The sequence below is a fragment of the Paenibacillus sp. A3M_27_13 genome (assembly GCF_024213315.1).
Classification (GTDB): Bacteria; Bacillota; Bacilli; order Paenibacillales; family Paenibacillaceae; genus Paenibacillus; species Paenibacillus polymyxa_B.
On record NZ_JANAVE010000005.1, the window covers coordinates 50760 to 71808 of the forward strand.

19 protein-coding genes and 1 riboswitch are annotated in these 21049 nt (G+C 47.4%); of the genes, 10 read left to right on the plus strand and 9 right to left on the minus strand.

Annotation, left to right across the window (positions count from 1 at the left end; translation table 11 throughout):
* Nucleotides 1–7: 7 nt before the first annotated feature.
* A complete protein-coding gene (nfsA, locus tag NLX82_RS18220) occupies nt 8–751 on the plus strand; it encodes an oxygen-insensitive NADPH nitroreductase (protein ID WP_023986699.1) in 744 nt (247 codons plus the stop codon).
* A gap of 182 nt (nt 752–933) precedes the next feature.
* Here nfsA and NLX82_RS18225 read toward each other — a convergent pair whose 3' ends face one another.
* From NLX82_RS18225 to NLX82_RS18245, 5 genes are all read right to left on the minus strand, one after another.
* The gene (locus NLX82_RS18225; RefSeq protein WP_254348728.1) at nt 934–1806 is read right to left on the minus strand and encodes a TatD family hydrolase; all 873 of its coding nucleotides are present in this window, start codon (nt 1804–1806) and stop codon (nt 934–936) included.
* Nucleotides 1799–2749: an ABC transporter ATP-binding protein gene (locus NLX82_RS18230; protein WP_053326524.1), complete on the minus strand. Its 951-nt coding sequence runs from the start codon at nt 2747–2749 to the stop codon at nt 1799–1801. Before NLX82_RS18230 ends, NLX82_RS18225 begins: the two co-directional genes overlap by 8 nt.
* Before the next feature lie 44 nt (nt 2750–2793).
* Complete coding sequence (locus tag NLX82_RS18235; RefSeq protein ID WP_075153606.1) at nt 2794–3570, minus strand: ABC transporter permease; 777 nt, start codon at nt 3568–3570, stop codon at nt 2794–2796.
* The gene (locus tag NLX82_RS18240) at nt 3567–3860 is read right to left on the minus strand and encodes an MTH1187 family thiamine-binding protein (protein ID WP_028541213.1); all 294 of its coding nucleotides are present in this window, start codon (nt 3858–3860) and stop codon (nt 3567–3569) included. Before NLX82_RS18240 ends, NLX82_RS18235 begins: the two co-directional genes overlap by 4 nt.
* Before the next feature lie 431 nt (nt 3861–4291).
* Nucleotides 4292–5335, minus strand: a complete 1044-nt coding sequence (locus tag NLX82_RS18245) for an ABC transporter substrate-binding protein (RefSeq protein ID WP_071559426.1) — start codon at nt 5333–5335, stop codon at nt 4292–4294.
* A gap of 191 nt (nt 5336–5526) precedes the next feature.
* Nucleotides 5527–5636, minus strand: a riboswitch (TPP riboswitch).
* Nucleotides 5637–5906: 270 nt separating this feature from the next.
* Between NLX82_RS18245 and NLX82_RS18250 the strand changes: the two genes are divergently transcribed.
* The 6 genes from NLX82_RS18250 to NLX82_RS18275 all read left to right on the plus strand — a co-directional run bounded on the left by NLX82_RS18250 (nt 5907) and on the right by NLX82_RS18275 (nt 13530).
* Complete coding sequence (locus tag NLX82_RS18250; RefSeq protein WP_071559425.1) at nt 5907–6341, plus strand: pyridoxamine 5'-phosphate oxidase family protein; 435 nt, start codon at nt 5907–5909, stop codon at nt 6339–6341.
* A gap of 222 nt (nt 6342–6563) precedes the next feature.
* Entirely contained in the window at nt 6564–8666 is a 2103-nt protein-coding gene (locus NLX82_RS18255) for a bifunctional 2',3'-cyclic-nucleotide 2'-phosphodiesterase/3'-nucleotidase (protein WP_071559424.1), read from the plus strand.
* Between the two features lie 275 nt (nt 8667–8941).
* On the plus strand, nt 8942–10003 hold the full coding sequence (locus tag NLX82_RS18260; RefSeq protein WP_071559423.1) for an EAL domain-containing protein: 1062 nt from the start codon (nt 8942–8944) through the stop codon (nt 10001–10003).
* 395 nt (nt 10004–10398) lie between these two features.
* Entirely contained in the window at nt 10399–11412 is a 1014-nt protein-coding gene (locus NLX82_RS18265; RefSeq protein ID WP_053324489.1) for a zinc-dependent alcohol dehydrogenase family protein, read from the plus strand.
* Between the two features lie 153 nt (nt 11413–11565).
* A complete protein-coding gene (locus NLX82_RS18270; RefSeq protein ID WP_209940854.1) occupies nt 11566–12723 on the plus strand; it encodes an SMP-30/gluconolactonase/LRE family protein in 1158 nt (385 codons plus the stop codon).
* Between the two features lie 18 nt (nt 12724–12741).
* Entirely contained in the window at nt 12742–13530 is a 789-nt protein-coding gene (locus NLX82_RS18275; protein WP_071559420.1) for an SDR family oxidoreductase, read from the plus strand.
* Nucleotides 13531–13837: 307 nt separating this feature from the next.
* Here the strand turns inward: NLX82_RS18275 and NLX82_RS18280 are convergent, their stop codons facing one another.
* Nucleotides 13838–14929, minus strand: coding sequence for a hypothetical protein (locus tag NLX82_RS18280; RefSeq protein WP_254348729.1), 1092 nt, complete (start codon nt 14927–14929; stop codon nt 13838–13840).
* 272 nt (nt 14930–15201) lie between these two features.
* Here NLX82_RS18280 and NLX82_RS18285 point away from each other — a divergent pair, with 272 nt between their 5' ends.
* Nucleotides 15202–16899 carry a glycoside hydrolase family 13 protein gene (locus NLX82_RS18285; RefSeq protein ID WP_254348730.1) on the plus strand — a complete coding sequence of 566 codons (1698 nt, stop codon included), beginning with the start codon at nt 15202–15204 and terminating at the stop codon, nt 16897–16899.
* 71 nt (nt 16900–16970) lie between these two features.
* On the opposite strand, the gene NLX82_RS18290 is transcribed toward NLX82_RS18285, so the two are convergent.
* A complete protein-coding gene (locus NLX82_RS18290) occupies nt 16971–17738 on the minus strand; it encodes an HAD-IIB family hydrolase (protein WP_254348731.1) in 768 nt (255 codons plus the stop codon).
* A 161-nt stretch (nt 17739–17899) separates the two neighbouring features.
* Entirely contained in the window at nt 17900–18697 is a 798-nt protein-coding gene (gene pdaA / locus NLX82_RS18295) for a delta-lactam-biosynthetic de-N-acetylase (RefSeq protein ID WP_028541204.1), read from the minus strand.
* A 263-nt stretch (nt 18698–18960) separates the two neighbouring features.
* On the opposite strand from pdaA, the gene NLX82_RS18300 reads away from it, so the two are divergent.
* Both NLX82_RS18300 and NLX82_RS18305 read left to right on the plus strand, forming a co-directional pair.
* On the plus strand, nt 18961–19983 hold the full coding sequence (locus NLX82_RS18300; protein ID WP_254348732.1) for a methionine ABC transporter ATP-binding protein: 1023 nt from the start codon (nt 18961–18963) through the stop codon (nt 19981–19983).
* Nucleotides 19980–20645, plus strand: coding sequence for a methionine ABC transporter permease (locus tag NLX82_RS18305; protein WP_023986716.1), 666 nt, complete (start codon nt 19980–19982; stop codon nt 20643–20645). The genes NLX82_RS18300 and NLX82_RS18305 overlap by 4 nt, the downstream gene beginning before the upstream one ends.
* On the opposite strand, the gene NLX82_RS18310 is transcribed toward NLX82_RS18305, so the two are convergent.
* A complete protein-coding gene (locus NLX82_RS18310; protein ID WP_023986717.1) occupies nt 20642–21016 on the minus strand; it encodes a MerR family transcriptional regulator in 375 nt (124 codons plus the stop codon). The genes NLX82_RS18305 and NLX82_RS18310 overlap by 4 nt on opposite strands.
* Nucleotides 21017–21049: the final 33 nt, after the last annotated feature.

A 21049-nucleotide genomic window follows, 5' to 3' on the forward strand; every position in this document is an offset into this window, starting at 1 on the left:
AGCAGTCATGAATGATACGATTTCCTTGTTGATGAACCACCGGTCTGTACGAAAATTCAAGTCAGACCCCATTACCGACGAGCAGCTCGCAGCTATTGTGGCAGCTGGCCAAATGGCTTCCTCGTCCAGTAATGTGCAGGCATATACCGTTATTGCCGTTACCGAGCCTTCTTTAAAAACAAAACTGGCCGAGTTGGCAGGAGGACAGGCTTACGTTGAGCAATGCCCCGCGTTTCTGGTATGGTGCGCAGATCTGTACCGTCTGAAGCAGGTCACACTACACCATCAGCCAGGTCAGCCTTCCTATGAAGGTTCCGTTGAAAATTATACGGTTGCGACCATTGATGCCGCGTTAGCCGCACAAAATGCAGCGGTAGCCGCTGAATCACTGGGCCTGGGCATCGTCTACATCGGCGGCATTCGTACTAAAATAGCAGAGGTATCTGAGTTGTTAGGGTTGCCAGAGCTGGTGTATCCAGTGTTCGGTATGTGTATTGGTGTACCGGATCAGGAAACGGGCTTGCGTCCACGTCTTCCACTGTCCGGTGTTTTGCATATGAACGGTTACGACAAAAATCAGACGATGAAAGCTGTAGAGGTATACGATCACACATCAGCGGAATATTTGAAGGAACGTACAGGCGGTCAACGCTCTACGCCATGGTCTGAGCAAATGGCTGCGAGACTGACCGAGCCAGCGCGCTTGCAGTTGAAGCCATTTTTGGAACAGAAGGGTTTCTTGAAGCAATAAAAGCTGAGTGGCGACAAAAAACTCTGCAAAATACAAGTAGTATTTGAGCTATATACGTTTGAAAATACAAGAACCTCCTTATTTACGTATGATGAAGTCCCGCGTAAATAAGGAGGTTCTTTGCTTTGGTTGCATGTTGTGGTTGTAAACCTTCCAGTCAGTAAATAGCTGGTATGCCTTTATCAATCAGATAGTGAGTAAAAGCGTCTCGTATTTTCATAAAATAATTGACGGACGGCAGATTCATCTTGATGGGTCAGTTTGCTGTACGCATGAATGACGTCGGCAGTCATCCGGGGATGTGTCTCTTGTCCAGTAAAAGGTCCCTCGAACGGCCAAGGACCATCTGTCTCTGCCATGATCTGATCAGACGGATACTGTCTTGCCAAACTGCGGATCTCTTCTTCGTACAAGAGATCCGGTGTGAAGGAGACATAATAGCCGTTCCGGGCCATACGTTCGATCGTGGCGGTAGAGCCCTTGAACCAGTGAAAATGCGCCTGTGTGATGCCATGACGTTCCAAAAGGTCACAGGCGATGTCTGCGTCCTCATAAACGGCGTGCAGGACAATGGGCTTGTTATGCTTGCTTGCAAACTGGATAAAGCGCTCTAGTAGCACTATGTAGGGAGCGAGGTCAAAAGGTGAACCGCTCTGTGAGGCTTCCAGCCGATTGTAATAGGGCAAGCCGACTTCACCCACGGCGACCATCTGCTGTACATGTTCGTCCATCCAGTTGAACAAGAGTTCAAGCTCAGCTTGCGGTGGAAGAGCCTGTTCGGGATGAAAGCCAAAGGCTGGTCGTACCAGCCCGGGGTAACGCTTGGCTAACTGCAGATTGGCTCGGCTGGAGCCCAGATGCATCGACACGGCTATCACGGCTTGGACGCTGCTATTGGCAAGTGAAGCGAGCAATAATTCCTGTTGTTCAGGCGGGTAGCTGTCTACATGAATATGCGCGTCGATCAATGGAGCGGGTCCAATTGCGGTCAAATCCAAGCCTGGCTTTGTTTGGCTGTTCCATTTCAATGCACATCGAACTTTTACGTCACTCATGTCGATTCAATCCATCTTCCGGGATATTCTTGTGGACGCTCTGAGCATTGTCCATGTCGCCGTCCAGTTTATGTTTTTCCTCGCGCATCCAGCTGGTCATGGTCCGCTTCCATTCAATAAAGAGCGGATCGAGGGTGATTTCTTCCCTACGCGGGCGGGGAAAAGGGACATCTACGACATGCACCACTGAAGCAGGTCGCGCCGACAGCACATAGATGCGGTCGGAGAGCAGCAACGCTTCTTCAATGCTGTGGGTAATAAACAGCACAGAACGACGGTTCTTTTCCCACATCCGTAATAACCATTGCTGCATGTCTGCACGTGTCAGCGCATCGAGTGCGCTGAACGGCTCATCCAGCAGCATTAATTCCTGTGGGCTGAGCAGTGCGCGAAGAAAGGCTGCGCGCTGTTGCATTCCACCAGACAGCGTATGTGGATACGCCTTGGCGAATTTACCAAGTCCAACCTGTTCGAGCCATTGCAAGGCTTCTTTGCGACGCTCGCGTTCACTGGCGTACTGAGGGGGTACTGCTGTATTTTTACGTGGAGCATTTTCCTGCCCAAGCAGTACGTTGTCCAGCGTGGTACGCCACGGGAAAAGGGCGGGCTGCTGCGGCATATAGCTGATATGCCCACGTTCACCAGTCATGTCCCGTCCGTGCATACGGATACGTCCCTGCTGTGGTTTGAGTAGCCCGCCGATGATGTGAAACAGCGTGCTTTTGCCGCTGCCTGACGGACCGATGAGGGAAACGAATTCTCCTGGCTTGACTGTGAGGGATACATCCTGCAGTACGGGCAGTAGGCTTCGCTTTTCGCGGAAGGCGAGGCTGATCCCGTCCAATTCCAAAGCAGGAGGAGCGGTTGAAGGACTCTGCTGTTCCCCGGTTCGTTGTTCATTAGCCACGTTGTATGATGATAAGTCAGTCGGATGCAGACTCATACGCGCCACGTCCTTTCTTTGCTGTATGTAATTCAAGGAGGAAGCTACTCTCGATCGGGTTTCCAGCGAACCAGCCATTTCTCCAGTAGTAAAATAACCACAAACATGAGTAAGCTGAGTGCAACAATAATGCCGATGGCGGCAAAAATGAGGTCCGTGCGATAGGCCGATTTTTGCAGCAGCATATAATATCCAATTCCTTCACTAGCTCCGATCCATTCCGCAATGATCGCACCCATCACACTATAGGTAGCAGCAATTTTAACGCCAGAAAAGACTTGCGGCAGGGAATGTGGCAGCTCCAGCTTCATAAAAATAGCCATGCGGCTTGCACCCGACATCCGCATATAGTTCATCATCGTACGGTCTGTTCGAGTCAGCCCGTCCATGGCCGCTACAGCCACGGGGAAAAAGCATACTAGGGTAATGACCATCAGCTTGGGCAGCACGCCAAAACCAAACCACACCATGAGCAGCGGTCCCAGGGCGATGATTGGAATGTTTTGGCTCAGAATAAGCAGCGGATACAGGGCGGATTTGAGAAAAGGGATTGTATGAAGAACGATGGCGATCAACAGTCCCGTTGCTGTCCCTATCGCGAATCCCGCAAGTGTCAGACGAATCGTAGCCCATGTATGGGCACCAAGCAGCGCCGTCTGGGCCATGCCCTCTTGTACGATGAGGGATGGAGCAGGCAGCAGCCAGGATTCAACATGCAAATAGGAAACCGCCCCCTGCCAGGCCGCTAAAAAGAAGAGGACCGCCACAAAGGGCGGCCATACGCTTTTCCACCAGGATGCGTTCTTGCCTTTCGGATTCATGGGCGATATTTCTCGGTCAGCTTGTTCATGCTGATGCCTTGTAGGTTATGTGCGATTTTGATCTGTGAAATGACGCTGGGACTGCCCGCTTCCGTCAAAGCCTCGTGCATTTCTTTAACCACTTTCAGCAACTCGTCGAGCTCGCCCTCCATGGTCGTATCCAATGGATTCACCTGATGTTTGACACCGGAGCGCTGAATGACCTCGATCGCCTTATCTACATACGTGTAAGAGTCCTCGTTATTAGGAGTTTTAGGGATTACTTGAATACTGAGCAGTGTGTTAGCCATGCAAATTCACCTGTCCTTTATTGTTTAAGTTATAGGAAAATAAATTGGTTTAAGGCGGGGAGACCGCTTCGCGTTTCATTTGATCTTACGATCGCTTCGCTTCTCCAGATTCAAATGAACCACTACGCTGCCAACCGCCTTAAAAGCACCCTATTTTTAAAGCTGGTTTGTGTGGCATTTTTAACACACAAGCGCACCTACTTAGCGCTTAGATAATATGAAAAACTAAAGAATAAACCAAGTAGAACGAGAACGAAGTGGGCGAAATGGTGCTGTACAAGCGTTAGCGTTCGCCTTTGTACCCAGATTTCAACCTCTGGATATTCATAAAAGAAATCTGGGTACAGCAGCGATGGGAAGCACCATCCGACTGCGTAGTGGCGCCTCGTTCACTTCTCTAGTTCAGTCTTATTTAGCGTTTTAACAAATGATCAACGCTTGGGCAGGAAACCGTTTGTGAAGGCTTTATCGACTTCCAAAGGCTTGCTGAGCAGCTTGCGTTCGTACATCCAGTCCGAATAGTTTTGCCATACCTCCGCTTTTTGCACACCCCATTGCGCTGCATCGTCCTGATAACGCGGGCTTAGCCATTTTTGGCTGGCAAGCACCAGTTTTTTATCCAGCTCCGGTACAGCTTTGCTTAAGATGTCTGCGGCTTCTTCCGGATGAGCGATAGTGTATTCATAGCCTTGTGCGGTAGCGTCCATGAACGCTTTGACCAGCTCGGGATCATTTTTTATTGTCTGTTCGTTGCTCACAATTACAGGTGTATAGTAATCGAGGCTTTTGGAATAATCTTTTACATACAGCATATCCAATGGCTCACCTCGAAGCTGGGCCTCGATTCCGGTCCATGCGTAGAAAATCCAGGCAAAGTCGATATCCCGCTTCACGGCTGTAAAATAGTCTGCATTGCCCATGTTGATGATCTTCACTTTGCTCACATCGCCTTTGTCTGAATCCATGATGGATTTCATGACCGCTTCTTCTACGGGAGAGCCCCAACCGCCGTATTTTTTACCTTCAAAATCTTTCGGGCTCTTAATTCCACGATCTACCGGGGCTGCGAAGCCTGAGGTATTATGCTGAATCACCGCAGCGATGGATACAAGCGGCACGCCTTGCGTACGAGCCTGTGTGACGCCTTCTTGGTAGCTGATACCAAAAGGTGCAGCATTAGAAGCAACCATTTGATCAGCTCCGCCTGAACCAGGTTGAACAATTTGGACATTCAAACCCGCTTTTTCGTAAAATCCTTTGTCCTTAGCGACATAGAGTCCCGTATGATTCGTATTGGGTGTCCAGTCGAGCACGACTTTAACATCTTTGAGCCCCTTTGCCGGAGTAGACGTTTGAGTGTCGGTAGCGGGAGCCGCTTCTTGGGATGTGGGGGGACTTCCACCGCAAGCGGTCAGGGTCAGGGCCATGAGCCACAGACTGATCAGTCCCAGGCTTAATATTTTCATGCGCTTCATCGTTGTGTTCTCTCCTTTAATTACCCGTTATCCGTCCAATCAGACAGCTTAAGTTCCCCATTTTCTAAAAATAACATCTGCCGGATGCGATCTTTCCAACAACTTAATCTTCAACAAAAAAAGCGCCCCGAGTTTCCGGGACGCTTGCGCTTGTATATACCAAAGTAAGGGATGGTCCTATGTAAAAAAGGCACATCTTGCTTAAGCATTCCTACGCTGGCATTACCCAGATCAGGTTGTAAGGGTCAGTGTCTTGGGACACACTCTCAGCCGGCCGATTCCAGCACCCCTGGCATTGTATGGTTTAATGGGTTCATTTATTCGGGTTTACTACGACGATTATATGCCTTGAATGCGGGTCTGTCCAGCATGAAGGGAGAGATGACGGTTCATTTGCCGAACCACAGGGTACACTTTTACTGTGAGCTTTGATCTGAAAATGAGCATGAATCAATTCGATTCGATCCGGTCATGTTATTTTCAGAACAGCTACGCAAGTAGGTTCAGATGGGCTGGTGCCCAATGGCGTGGCCGTAGAGAATTCTAATTCGTGAAAAGGAGTTGTTGTACTGTGGGTAAAACGGAAACATTGGATCGCAACCAACTGGAACAAGCCATTGTGAAGGCTTTGGATAACAACAAATTTTGCTCGTTAGGTACGGTAGAGGGTGGCAAACCGAAAGTACGCTATATGGCCCTTTTTAACGATGGAATGAACATTCATCTGGCGACAGATCGCAAAACGCATAAAGTAGAGGAGCTAAAGGACAATCCGAATGCTTATCTGCTGCTGGGTTATGAAGTTGGCGGTACGAAGGAAGTCGTAGAAGTGGAGGCTACCGTCCAGATCACAGCTGATGAGGGGCTGCGCAAACAAGTGTGGAACGATTCCTTGAAGGAATGGTTTTCCGGACCGGATGATCCCGATTATGTCATTCTGGACGTGAATCCGACACGCATTGAGTATGTGGGTCAGCAATCTGAGCGCCAGGTTTGGAAGAAGTAATACGAATATAAATGGATAAGCCGGTGAATCTCCGAGTTTTTTAGGAGGTTTGCTGGCTTTTTATTTTTTTGAGAAAATTAATTATTTTTTCATAAATAATTTAAGTAAATGACTACTCTTTTATCTGGCGTTGGATTAAAATAGAAATGGTGGGTTCAAGGCTTACATATATGTGCAAAAGTATGTATATGAGGCATACACCTTAATGAGGAGGGGTATATTTTGTTATTTCGTAAAAATTGGTTTAAAGGGTTTACAGCAGCAGTTGTGGCTTGTAGCATGCTGGTGTTTTCGGCCGCTCCATCCTGGGCAGCTAGCGATTCTCGCGATAGCGCTACGGTGAATTTGCGGATCATGGAAACAACGGATATTCATGCGTCGCTGATGAACTATGATTACTATTCAGACAAAGAAACCAACGAATATGGCTTGATTAGCACAGCTGGTTTGATCCAACAGGCGCGTAGTGAAACAAGAAACAGCATGCTGTTCGATAACGGTGATTTGTTACAGGGCAATCCATTAGGCGATTATATGGCCAGAAACAAAACCTATGAAAAAGAAGGCGGTGTCCATCCAGTCTACAAGATGATGAACTTGATGGGCTATGATGCGGCGACAGTGGGTAACCACGAATTCAACTACGGTCTCGATTTTCTGGAGAAATCGCTCAAGGGAGCCGATTTTCCTTACGTAAATGCGAATGTTTATGTTGACAAGGGGGGGCAAGCTACTAAAAATTATTTTACCCCTTATCGAATTCTTGATAAAACGGTAACGGACGAGAAGGGCCAAGAGCACATCCTTAGAGTGGGCGTCATCGGTTTGGTCACACCACAAATTATGCAGTGGGATGAAGCCAATTTGAAGGATAAAGTCGTTACGAAGGATATTGTGGAAACGGCGAAAAAGTTTATTCCTCAAATGAAGACGGAAGGTGCTGACATTATTGTCGTGCTTGCGCACACAGGTTATGAGGATGTGCCGCAAACGCCAATGATGGAGAATGCCGTTAAATATTTAAGCCAGGTGGACGGAATTAACGCTATTTTGTTTGGGCATGCTCATAAATCTTTCCCCGGCCCTGATTTTAAAGAAATGAAGGGTGTAGATCTAGATAAAGGAACCATTAACGGCGTACCGGCTGTGGAAGCTTCCTCATGGGGCAAGGATCTGGGTATTATTGACCTGAGCCTGGAAAAGAGAAACCGCGAGTGGAACGTAACTAACTCTCAGTCTGAAGTACGTCCGGTTGTGAGTACCACTAACCAGGCTGTGCAGTTTACTCCTGACTACAAACTGACAGATTCGATCAAGGAAGAGCATCAAGGAACGCTGGATTATGTTCGCCAACCTGTTGGAACAACGACTGCACCGATTAACAGTTATTTTGCATTAGTGCAGGATGACCCTTCCATTCAAATTGTGACGAATGCACAGAAATGGTATGTTCAAAACCATCTTAAAGGGACCGAATACGAAAATCTTCCCGTATTGTCGGCAGGCGCTCCATTCAAGGCCGGTGGTCGAAACGGAGCCGAGTATTACACCAACATTCCTGAAGGTACGATAGCGATTAAAAACGTGTCCGACCTGTATGTGTATCCGAACACGGTTCATGCTGTAGAAGTGACCGGTGCTGAAATTCAGGAATGGCTGGAGTGGTCTGCAGGTCAGTTCAACCGCATTGATCCAAAGCAAACTGAGGAGCAATCGCTGATCAACAAAGATTTCCCAACCTACAATTTTGATGTCATTGACGGTGTGAATTACCAGATTGATGTAACTCAGCCTGCACGATATGATGCCAAGGGAACGATTATTGATTCTTCAGCTCATCGTATCAAGGATCTGCAATACAATGGGAAGGCTATTGATCCTGCGCAGAAATTTATCGTAGCTACCAATAACTATCGTGCTTCCTCATCCAAACTGGCTAACCCAGATGGCAAACGAATTGTGATGGCAGCACCGGATGAAAGTCGCCAGGTCATTATTGACTATATCCGTACGAACGGAACGATTAATCCATCGGCGGACGGCAATTGGTCTATTGCTCCTTTTGGTCAGGCAAAGGTTACTTTCGAGTCCTCTCCTGATGCCAAAGACGTGCTGGCAGGAAATCAACAAATTTCATACTTGAGCAGCGCGGCAGACGGCTTTGCCAAATACAGCTTAAAAGCTGGCGCTAAGCCTAGTGCAGCAACCACTCCTGTAAAGGAAGCTGTGGCTCCCGCGAAAGCAACAGCAAAACCAGCTGTTAAAACGACCAAACCTGCAGCTGTTAAACCAGCTAAAACAACGAAGCCGAAGGCGTCCAAATAACTTCGGATTTTAGTTTCCACTCAATATCAGAATGAAGCAGCAAGTCTCTTTAACCAAGAGATTTGCTGCTTTTTTTGATGCCAAAAACAACAGCCCCGAATTTATCATGATTGCAAAAAGTTTTCTGATTTTTGTCGAATATGTACTTAAGTCCTAAGTTGTCGTTAAGAATAAGCTACTTTTTTGTAAAAACACGTAATTATATAGTGCTTTTGTTCTAGTTATTTGTGATATAATGGTGAAAAAACCGGAAAATTGTTCCGAGGAGGACCATTATGACATGCAGCAATTGCAGCATCATATTACCTATTAAGGATCAAGGATTGCTCAGAATTAGGCATTCCAGGGTGTCGCTTACTCCAGCATTAGATGGTTTGGGTATGCTATCGGAACAACTGAAGCAGGAACATGGGCGTGAGGGCAGCATAGAGTTTCGCTTTGACAGCCGTTCAGAGCTGGAACAGCTGGTTAACGGACTGGCTCGTCTGCCGCAGGAATACCTGAACCATATGCAAGTTGTGGTAACGGGCTTGCATTATATCGAAGGATATGAGGACTGGCTTCTATTTAGTCAATTGCAAGCCAGACTGCAACATCCAGATATCGTGAGTATTATTAAGGATCAAAGTTTTTCCAGCCATATGCAGCCTATTGTTGATCACAAGCTGGATATTATCGGGTTTGAGTTTTTGCTGCGTCCGTCACATGCAGAGAGACCTTTTCAGCCTTTCCGGCTGTTTGAAATCGCCCGTGAAGCTGGCTTGCATGCTCATCTGGATCGCTCGGCTCGTATTTCCGCTATTGAAAAAAGTGCAACATGCCTTCCGGCGGGAATTAAACGTTTTATTAACTTTCTCCCTTCCACCATTTATAATCCGGCTTATTGCTTGAATCACACCTTTGAGACGATTGATCGGTTATCCATGAGTACGAAGGATTTTGTATTTGAGGTCGTAGAAACGGAAGAGATAGACGACCTTAATTTTTTACATCATATCTTTGATCAATATCGCAATCGAGGAGTTTCGGTAGCCCTGGACGATGTGGGGGCAGGTTATTCTACGACAGAGCTTATGAATTGCCTTCAGCCGGATTATGTTAAAATTGACCGCAGTATAATTGACGGCTGTCATAGTAACAGTGATCAGAAGCGGCAAATTACAGGGATTGTAGAATCGGCTTTTCGTTTTGGAGGCCAAGTGTTGGCTGAAGGCGTAGAGCAGATGGAGGATTTTGAATTTTGTCGTGAAGCAGGTGTGTCACTGGCTCAGGGTTATTTGTTTGGCAAGCCGGAGCCTGGTCCGCCCTCCAATTTTATGCTTAGTAGCGTAATATAGTCAGGAACAAATTTAAGTAGACGTAGTTTATAAAAATGGAGCTTAAATAAGGCTGTGGCATAAGCAAATTCCAATTCTATTGGACAGCGCTTTATCACCATTAATGTAAAAAACGCGAGTTGCAGAGGTTATTTCACCCCTGCAACTCGCGTTTTTTGGTATGCTTGCCCACCTGAGTAAGTTCTGGACAAGCGAAGCCACCCAGTCTCCAATTTTACTTGGTAAGGAACGTTAAAAGCCCGGAGGCAGTTTACGACCGTTTTTATTTTTAAAGTAAAGATTGACGTCTTGAAGACAATTGGATACAGTGTATTGTATAAGAAACGGTGTTTCTTTCGCAATACACTGTATCCATACTAGGTAAAAAGTTTAACATTACAGGGAGGACAACCAAAATGAAAGCAGTGCAACTGAAAGACGGTTTTGGCTTTGAAGAGTTAACCTTGACGGAACTTGACATACCGGTGCCGGGACGGCTGGAAGTTCTGATCCGCATAAGGGCAGCGTCCCTGAATTACCGTGATTTGGTGATTATCAACGGGCTAATGCCGATCGGCATTCAATTTCCCTTTATTCCGTTATCTGATGGAGCGGGTGAAATTGTAGCTGTGGGCGAAGGGGTGACAAAATTTCAGATTGGACAAAGGGTAGCGGCAAATTTACAACAGAAATTCATTGGCGGGAGCACGAGAGCGGAGGTCTTAAAGGACAGTCTGGGAGGCCCGCTCAGTGGAGTGGCGTCTGAATATATCGTTCTGCATGAAGAAGGGGTCGTCGCCATTCCGGATCACCTTTCTTGGGAGGAGGCTTCCACCTTGCCGATTGCAGCATTAACCGCATGGAGCATGCTGATGGAATCCGGTGGGCTGCGAGCGGGGGATACGGTACTCTTGCAAGGAACAGGCGGTGTTTCCATCTTTGGGCTTCAATTTTCTCTGATGGCGGGAGCAAGGGTAATTATCACATCGAGCAGCAATGACAAGCTGGAACGGGCAAAGGATCTCGGCGCATGGCAGACAATCAACTATTCGGAAGTTCCCGAGTGGGATAAGGTGGTTCTGGAGCTGACAGACGGCGGAGTCGACCATGTCCTGGATGTAGGGGGAGCGGCAACAATGGCGCAATCCATCAATGCACTTCGCACCGGAGGGACTGTGAACATGGTCGGCTTCTTATCGGGCTTGACTATTCCTGAGTTTGATGTCACCAGCATTTTGCAGAAGGCTGCGACGATTCGCGGCAGCCAAGTCGGTAACCGGGAACATTTCGAAAACATGAATCGTGCCATTTCCCGCCATCGTTTACATCCTGTCATTGACCGGGTATTCCCGCTCAGCCGAATCGGCGAAGCCTTCGCACTTTTGGCTGAAGGAAAACAGTATTTCGGTAAAATCGTCGTTCAAATATAAATGAGCATTTTGCATAAATCCCAAGAGCGATTTCAAATCAGCAATATATAGATCGAAACGGTTTAGTTCGTCTATATAGTGTACTTTCGAGCGTTGGGAATCGAATTATGCAAAATGCTGAAATATTATTCACATCACATAGGAGGCACTCTAATGCCCAGTAAACCCGATTTATCTGTCAAAGATTCTCAAGGAAGAAAGACTAAGAAACCGCGTAAATGGGTACGCAGAACCGGATTATCGCTGTTGGCGGTAATCCTTCTGGGAGTGGTTATTTTTATGCTCATCCCTTCCCCTGTCCAGCCTGCAAAATGGCTTGCACCTTCGGCCCCCTCTTTTGAACAAGCGGGTCCATGGCAACAAAACAACAAACTCAGCTCCGCAGAGCTTGTTACAATTGCTCCTAAGTTTCCGGAATTTATCACCTTTGACAAGGAAGGAAATTTATATACGGGAGACTCCGACGGGAAAATTTATAAGGTTGCCTTTGATACAAAGGGCAATCCGCAAAAGGCCCAGCTATATGCAGATACCAAAGGAACGCCCAATGGACTTATGTTTGACGCAAGTGGAAATTTGATCGTTACGGATGTTAAGAAGGGGCTGCTGTCGGTAGATCCTTCCGGAAACGTGACGGTGTTGGCCAATCAAGTCGACGGCACACCGATCTATTTGGCCAACGAGCTGGATATTGCCAAAGATGGTACCATTTATTTTTCTGACACCTCCAATTATGGCAGTGTAGTCTTCAAAGAAATCGCCGAGAACAAGCCACATGGACGTTTGCTGAAATATGATCCGGCGACCAAGCAGACGACAGTTCTGTTGGAAGGCCTTTATTTTGCGAACGGGGTTGCCTTGTCTGCGGACGAAGATTTTGTGCTTGTGGCAGAGTCGTATCACTACCAATTGACCCGATATTGGCTCAAAGGGCCGAAGAAGGGAACTTCGGATATTTTTGCGGATAATCTCGCCGGTTTTCCGGATAACATTACGCGTGATGATCAAGGCCATTTCTGGGTCGGTCTCTTCACAACACGTATTCCCTTTGTAGATCAGATGCATGGAAGCCCGTGGCTAGCTGGAATGATGGCCAAATTGCCTCAATCGCTGCTCAGCGGTGCAAGCGCACCTGTGAAGCATGGGCTTGCTATAGAGCTTAATCCGCAGGGTAAACTTATCGGAAGCTGGCATGATCCTGAAGGCTCGCTTTATGGGGTAACCACGGCTGTAAACCATGACGGATATTTATATATAGGTACAGCTCCTGGAGGCAGCCAGGGTGTTCATCGTGTGCTTTTAACCAAATAAGCTTGGGGAGGGTATAATATGATATTGGATGAATTGAGATTATCCTGGAAAGCGAAGGAAAGCCTGGCCGGGAAAGTAGCTTTGGTAACAGGCGCAAGCAGCGGCATTGGGGCATCAATTGCAAAAAAACTGGCAAAGCGAGGCGCGTATGTAGCTGTATTGGCACGCCGTCAGGAGCGATTGGATGAATTGGTTCGCGACTTGAACCAAGAGGAGTTGTACGAGGTCATGGCAATACCTGCCGATATCCAAAAAGCTGAAGACGTACAGCAGGCGGTCCACGCCATTCTTGAACGCTGGGGGCGGCTTGACATTATCGTTGCCAATGCCGGCTTCGGGTATCGAAGCCCGCTGGCAGAAGTGGAACTGGAAAGATGGGAGGAGCTTTACAAGACGAATGTGCACGGTCTTGTCCTGACACTGAAGTACGGACTTCAGCCAATGAGGGAACAGGCCAAGGGGGATGTTGTCATTATCTCCTCTATTGCAGCGAAGGAAGTGGTTGCCGGAGGAGGACTATACAGCGCTACCAAGTACGGCGTTAGTGCCATAGCCTCTGCATTGCGTTTGGAGACCAGTACGCAAGGAATTCGTGTAACTGCGATTCACCCCGGGGCGGTGGCGACGGAATTTTCGCAGGTGGCCGGATATCCCGAGCAGGAAATTCGGGCGTTTGCTTCGAGCGTTTTGCCGCTGCATCCCGATGATGTTGCAGAAGCTGCCCTTTATGCACTAGAGCAACCGGAGCATGTCAATATTCCAGAGTTGACCATTATGCCTTCGAGGCAGGTCCAGCGGTTCAAATAGAGCGATATTTATTCTGACACAAACCGGGTAACCGGGTATGGTCATCGCCGATGCCGGGTATGGCGGCGAAGAGGACTACGTGCCTTCGCTTGACCATAACCTGCTCAAATGGGTGAGCATGAACCAAAAAGCGCGAGCTACAGGGGGGAATAACCCTTGCACTCGCGCTTTTTTATACTAATGACGAAGCGTGACTGTCCAATAAAGTTTAAAACCAGCTTTGGGACAGCTCCATTTACTATAGAGCAGACCATATTCTGTGAAAATTTTGGCTCCACGTTCGCTCATTCAGTCATCGTGAGCACAGCTATAGTGTAATGACGTATAGCCCCAAGGGTGTGGTTGCGCTCCCTGCAACCATGAAGCTGAGATCATAGCTAGATCTGCCGGGAGGGACGCTGATATCAGCCAATCGGCATACCTTGGTATTATCTCGTAGCAGAGGGATACCATATACACGATCATCCACACGCACAGACCCGGCGAACGCGCCCCCACGTGGATTGGCATAGATTCGTACGATACGTACCTCGTCACTGTCATTAACGATGGGAATCGTCGCGTTGTATATGGTTCCGAATTGTCCGCGATTATCTAGCGCAGGCCCCAGCTCGCTGCGTGCCCCGGTAAACAGCAGATCGGCAGGAGTCTCGCCGTTCAGCTTTTTGGTGGCACACGCCCGGTAGTTGGCGCTTTGCCCGACCACGTACTCTGGCATCCGCGCATTCGTTTCGGAAAAGGACCACACCCCTCGTGGATGCGCCTGTGGTGGAGGTACGGGAGGAAGCGCATCCATATGAATCTGGCGCAGATCCGTCTGCGTATCCTTGCTGATCACGGTGCGAATCACATAATCCAGCGTACCGTGGCCTTCAGCAAATTCTACTGTGAGGTCATAGATGAATCCGGCCAGTGATCCTTCGGGCAGCTCAAATTCCTCCAGCAGGGCGGTGCCTTTGCCGAATTTATGACGGTCTGCTGGCTTCAGACGTTCCATCGTACCCGCCAAACAGCTTTTGGCAATAGACTGCCCGACATCTATAATCCAGTTGCCATCCTCAGGCACAATCTTAAGGGCACGTTCAATATGACGTACTTCTAGTTTAGCAGCGCTTCTGTTCTCTACGGTGATGCCCAGTTTAACAGCGCTGCCGATTTTGTTATAATGCCAGCCGAAAATGCGATGTTTGACTGTTCGGGTTGTCGTGCGAACCACGTCATGCCACAGGGTGGCTTGCTCGGTAGGTACCGTCACGTGGGTAAGCGTCTCCGGGTTATCGCTAAGCATCAGGCGGCGAGTTCCCCCCTCAGTGGCTGACTCCACATCCACATGGATGTTGGGCGGGATCACAGTAGTTTCCACAATCAGATCCTTTGGCTCCTTGGGTCGATGGTTCATGTAAGTTCCTCCTTTTATTCAAAAGTGGCACCGCTTTGAGTACATGTATATGGGCAGCTCATAAATATAGGTAACGCCAGGTCCACTTTTACAACCTGTTTTGCAAAATATTTTTTTAAAATAAATCTCCGTAGGTTATAGCGGCTCTGCTAATGCGTCGAAGCAAGCTTACAAGACTCTTGTTCCCCTACACCAACGATTCGCAGACAGGTATTGCGTGTATGTTAAGAGCATAAGCTATTGGATGTACAGAGAAGCTACAGGAGGGAAACATGCCTAGAAAAATATGGTGGAAGGAAGCCGTTGTATATCAGATTTACCCGATCAGTTTTCAGGATTCTGACGGAGACGGTAAAGGAGACTTGCGAGGCATTTTGTCCAGGCTGGATTATTTGTGTGAGCTGGGTATTGATGTAATCTGGATTTGTCCGGTATATAAATCGCCTAATCACGATAACGGATATGATATTAGCGATTATTATGCCATTATGGATGAGTTTGGAACGATGGAGGATTTTGACGAACTGCTTCACCAGGCGCATGAACGAGGCATCAAAATCATGATGGATTTGGTATTAAACCATACATCGGATGAGCATCCGTGGTTTACGGAGTCACGCTCGTCCAAGGATAATCCGAAGCGGGACTACTACATATGGCGAACAGGCAAAAATGGCGGATATCCGAACAACTGGGAATCGTATTTTTCCGGTTCAGTGTGGAAATATGACAAGCTTACAGACGAATATTACATGCATCTATATTCCGAGCATCAGCCAGATCTGAACTGGGAAAATGAAGAGATGGTGAGCGAGCTCTACCGCATGGTGGAATGGTGGCTGAAAAAGGGAGTCGATGGCTTCCGTTTTGACGCCATTGCCCATATTGTCAAAGCGGAGGGGCTGCCGGATGCCGATAATCCTGACAAACGAACCTTGGTACGTGCCTATCAGCTCTTTTCCAATCTGGAACAGGTACATGTGCTTCTACGGATGCTGAATGAAAAATTACTGGAGCGTTATCCCTTAATGACAGTTGGCGAAACGTCTGGTTTAGGACCGGAACAGGCGCTTGATTATGTGGGGGACCAGCGGCATGAGCTGAATATGGTTTTCCAGTTTGAACACATGTTTATTGATGCACAAGGGCTAGGGACGGAAAAATGGAAACCCAAGCCGTGGACACTGGTGGAGCTGAAAAAAATAATGAGCAGCTGGCAGACAGTGCTTCATGAGGAAGGATGGAATGCCAATTATCTGAACAATCATGATCAGCCGCGGGCCCTCTCGCGATTTGCTAATGATGGACAATATCGCGTAGAGTCAGCCAAAATGCTGGCAACCTTCACACATATGTTAGAGGGTACGCCTTATATTTATCAAGGTGAGGAAATTGGCATGACGAATATCGCATTCCCGTCAATTGATGATTATCGGGATGTGGAAACGTTGAATTATTATGAGCAGCAACGGAAGATCGGTGAGTCTGAGGAACAGATTATGGCAGAGATCTGGCGGAAAAGTCGGGATAATGCGCGTACTCCCATGCAATGGAATGCTGGACCTTCAGCCGGATTTACCGATGGAGAGCCGTGGATGAAGATTAATGATAACTACACACACATTAATGCAGAGGCAGAAAGAAATAATCCGGACTCGATTTTCCACTATTATCGCAAGTTGATTGCTCTGCGCAAACAACATGAGGTCATAGTCTATGGCGAATACAAGCTGCTGTTGCCGCTAGATACGGAGCTGTATGTATTCACTCGTTTGCTGGGAGAAGAGCGTTTGCTGGTCATATTGAATTTCTTTGATCGTGATCCGGTGTACCACTGGCCCGAGGAGGACTTTCCTGTCGCTAAGGCGGAGTTGCTGTTGTCCAACTACGAGCCGATACAAGGGGAACAACTGCACGCCTTGAAGCTGCGCCCCTATGAAGCCCGAGTGTATATGCTAAGCGTGCAATAGGCGTTGCTATCTGTAGAATGGTAAAAGGAAGGGAAGGTTCATAGAGAGACCTTCCCTTTCTTGGCGTTTGGCTAAATGGTAACTGTTTCAGCCAACTCACGTATTTTGGCGATAATCAGGTCTTCTTGATTTTCCCCCTCATTAGGGATCGATTCAGTCGCGAAGGCAGCCAGTTCAGCATGTTGATGAATCATGACAGCATGGTGTGCCTCCCTGAACATCGGTATATCATTCGCATCATTGCCGAAGGCGATAAATTGACGGGGCTGCACACCAAGCTTCTGAAGTGCGTTCCATTTATGGATATTTTGCGGGCTGATGTCCAGCACTTGTTCATTACGGTGTTGATGGATGACCACGCCGAGCGGCGAAAGCTTGGCGGCCAGCTCATCCATATCGTCAGCAGTTAAAATGAGCATTTTTACGATGGATTTCAGGGAAGCCAAAGGCAGCTTTTGCGCCAACTTGCTGATATCCACATTGTTGAGTATAGGATGATCAGCTGCACCCGTATATGCATAATCCCACTCGCTGTCAATCAGGTAGGTGGTTTGGTGTTCCTCCAGTAGTGCGAGCAAGGCATTCTTCACATCTGGTAAAAAGGATTCCACGTGAGTTATACTGCCTTGTTGGGAGATCATAGAGCCGTTGCCACCAATCAGAGCATAGGTGTGAAAGCGTTTAGGAAGTACGGGTAACATGTCGCGAATCGGCCGTGCCGAGGCAAAAATGACTTCATGTCCCGATCGGGGCAATTGTTCCAGACAGCTTGCGATCTTATCCGACACACACTGACCCTTAAAGCAAATCGTTCCATCCAGATCAAATACAAAATGCATGATATACCTCCAAAAAATAGTGCTTTCCAATTCATTTCTTACAGTCATTATATCCATTACCTTCCTTGGTCGTAAACTAAAAAGCCCGATTCACACTGGCTACCATGGGCAGGTGTGGATCGGGCTCATTATGATATCGACTCATTAAATTCAATTACTATTTAGTGATAATGTTTCACCTTAAGGTCGTCTAGACTTTTAAACTCATACCCTTGCTTGCGAGCCTCGTCGATGATAGAAGCAAGCGCCTCGGCATTGTCCTTGGATACGGAATGGAGCAGAATAACCGCACCAGGATGGAGCTGACGCATGACTTGACGATAGGCATAGTCCGTTCCTTGCTGTATATTTGTGTCCCAGTCCTTGTAAGCTACAGACCAGAATACGCTCGTATATCCGGCTTCTCGACAGGAAGCCAATGCTTTTTCACTAAAAATGCCGCGAGGCGGTCGGACATATTTCATTTCTTTTTGCCCGGTTAGCTCTGCCGATGCATTTCGTACCCGATCCAGCTCAGACCGGATCTCTGCCGAAGAAATGGTGCTCATATCAGGATGGCTCCATGAATGGTTTCCGATAATATGACCCTCACTTGCCATGCGTCGCATCAAAGCAGGCTGGTCTTTTACAAAATGCCCTGTCACAAAGAAGGCGGCTGGGACCTTTTTGGCCTTCAATACATCCAGCACTTTCGGAGTATACCCATTCTCATAGCCGTTGTCGAAAGTGAGAAATAATTCTTTTTTAGTCGTATCCCCCAGAAAGATGCCACCTTGTCTTTTGATCAGGTGCATAAAGCCTTCTTGTGCGATAGAAGGTAGCTCCCCTCCCTTACTTTTTTTAAATCCAAAATGATAAGGCTGTCCGTCAACAGTCTGAGTGGCCCATGCGGGTTCCGCCGTAACTGCCAACATCCCCATAACTGCAACGCATAGCCACAAGGTAAATATTCGCTTCATCTATGTTCCTCCGCTTCCGTCCCGTTCGGGTAAGGTGTGTATGCTTCGGCATATTTCATACCATCTGCAATATCATGCTGATTTATGCAAGGACATGGACTAACCAGACTCAAAACACATATTGACATGAATATTAAATCGAAGTAGTATACTTTATAAAACTTACTAGAATACTCGGATTTAATTCGATCGTTCATGCCAAAGAAAAGCAATCAGCTCAGAGACATCTTACATACTTGTGAGAACGGAAGGAGTTAGGACTCATGATTGAACTTAGGAATGTATCCAAAACCTATGTGAGAAAAGGTCTAAGTATTGAAGCGTTAAAAAATATAAATATCAAAGTGGATAAAGGAGATATTTTCGGATTTATCGGATTCAGTGGTGCAGGGAAAAGTACGCTGATCCGTTTGGTCAATCGTCTGGAGAAGGTAACCAGCGGAGAGGTTCTTGTTGAGGGGGAGCAGTTAAATACCTACTCGACCTCTGGGCTTCGGAAGGTAAGGAAGAAGATCGGAATGATTTTTCAGCATTTTAATCTGCTGGAATCGAAAACAGTGTTCGACAACATTGCAATTCCGTTGGTGCTACTTAAGCGCAACAAACGGGAAATAGATGGGCGTGTAAAAGAGCTCTTGGCGTTCATAGGATTGTCCGACAAGGCGAATAGCTATCCCAACGAGCTTTCCGGCGGACAAAAGCAGCGTGTAGGGATTGCACGGGCGCTTGCGAGCAACCCGTCCATTTTGCTCTGTGATGAGGCAACCTCGGCACTTGATCCGCAGACCACACAGTCAATTCTCGACTTGCTTCGCAAAATCAATAAGGAATACAAGATCACCATTTTGATCATCACCCATGAGATGTCGGTGATTCAGCGAATTTGCAATAAGGTAGCCGTAATGGAAAAGGGGGAAATCATCGAGCAGGGCAATGTCCTGGAGGTATTCGGGCAGCCGCAGCACCCAACGACACAGAGCTTTGTACGCACGGTCATTCACGATACGGTACCCGAGAGTGTGCTGCAAACGTTCGAACAGCAAGAATCACAGCGAATTTACAAGCTGGAGTTTATAGGGCAGGTTGCTTCTGATCCGGTGGTTCATGAATTGATTCGGCAGCATGATATCCACGTGAACATTTTGTTTGCCAACATGACGGAGATTCAAGAAACGACAATTGGCTATATGACGATCCAACTGCGCGGTGGACAGCATGCCGTTCAGCAGGCTGTTGATTTTCTCAAGAGCAAAGGAGTCCATATTCAGGAGGTAGAGAGTCTATGATGATTACAGGAACTACGATCACCTGGGATCAACTGTGGGAAGCTTTGTATGAATCCGTGCTTATGGTCAGCATATCATTATTCATTGGTGCCCTGATCGGTATCCCTATCGGTATTTTACTCGTCATCACTCGTCCGGGTGGAATTCTGGAGAACAAATGGCTGCACAATATTTTGAATCCGATCATTAACATTGTTCGTTCCTTACCGTTTATTATCTTGCTGATTGCGATCATTCCGTTAACCCGTCTGATTGTGAATACATCCATTGGGACCAGTGCGGCAATTGTCCCCTTGATTGTATATATTGCGCCATATATCGGCAGGCTGGTCGAAAACTCGCTGTTGGAGGTAAATCCGGGGATACTGGAGGCAGCAGATGCGATGGGGGCGACTCCATTCCAGGTCATTCGATATTTTTTGCTTCCTGAGGCATTCAGTTCTCTGATTTTGTCGTTAACGACAGCATCCATTGGTCTGATTGGTGCTACTGCTATGGCTGGTGCGGTCGGCGGAGGCGGAATTGGTGATCTGGCGATCGCATATGGCTATCAACGTTTTGATACGCTGGTTATGCTGATTACCGTCATCATTCTAGTCTTGTTTGTTCAAGGTGTTCAGTCCTTGGGGAACCTGCTCTCCCGCAAAGCACGTAGGGGTTAAATTAGATGTTTTTCTTTTTTACCTATTGTCTGTTCATAGCTTGTAATTTTATAATCCATGCGTTCCAATACGTTGTTCATATCTGCCATTTTTGCAATGAGCTGCTTACGCTGCTCCATTAGGAGTTCTTTTCTAGCATTTATCGTTTCATCACCCTGCTGGAACAACCTAACGTACTCAATCAAAATTTCAATGGGAAGCCCTACGCCTCGCATGCATTTGATATATTCAACCCATCTGCAGTCTTCTTCCGTGTAATCCCTGATTCCACTTTTATTACGGTTCACACGCGGAATAAGTCCGATGCGTTCATAATAGCGGAGTGTATCCTGAGATAGTTCGAATTTTTTGCTTACTTCTGCGATCAACATGCAGACTTCACCTCCTGATTTCTGATCAAGAAA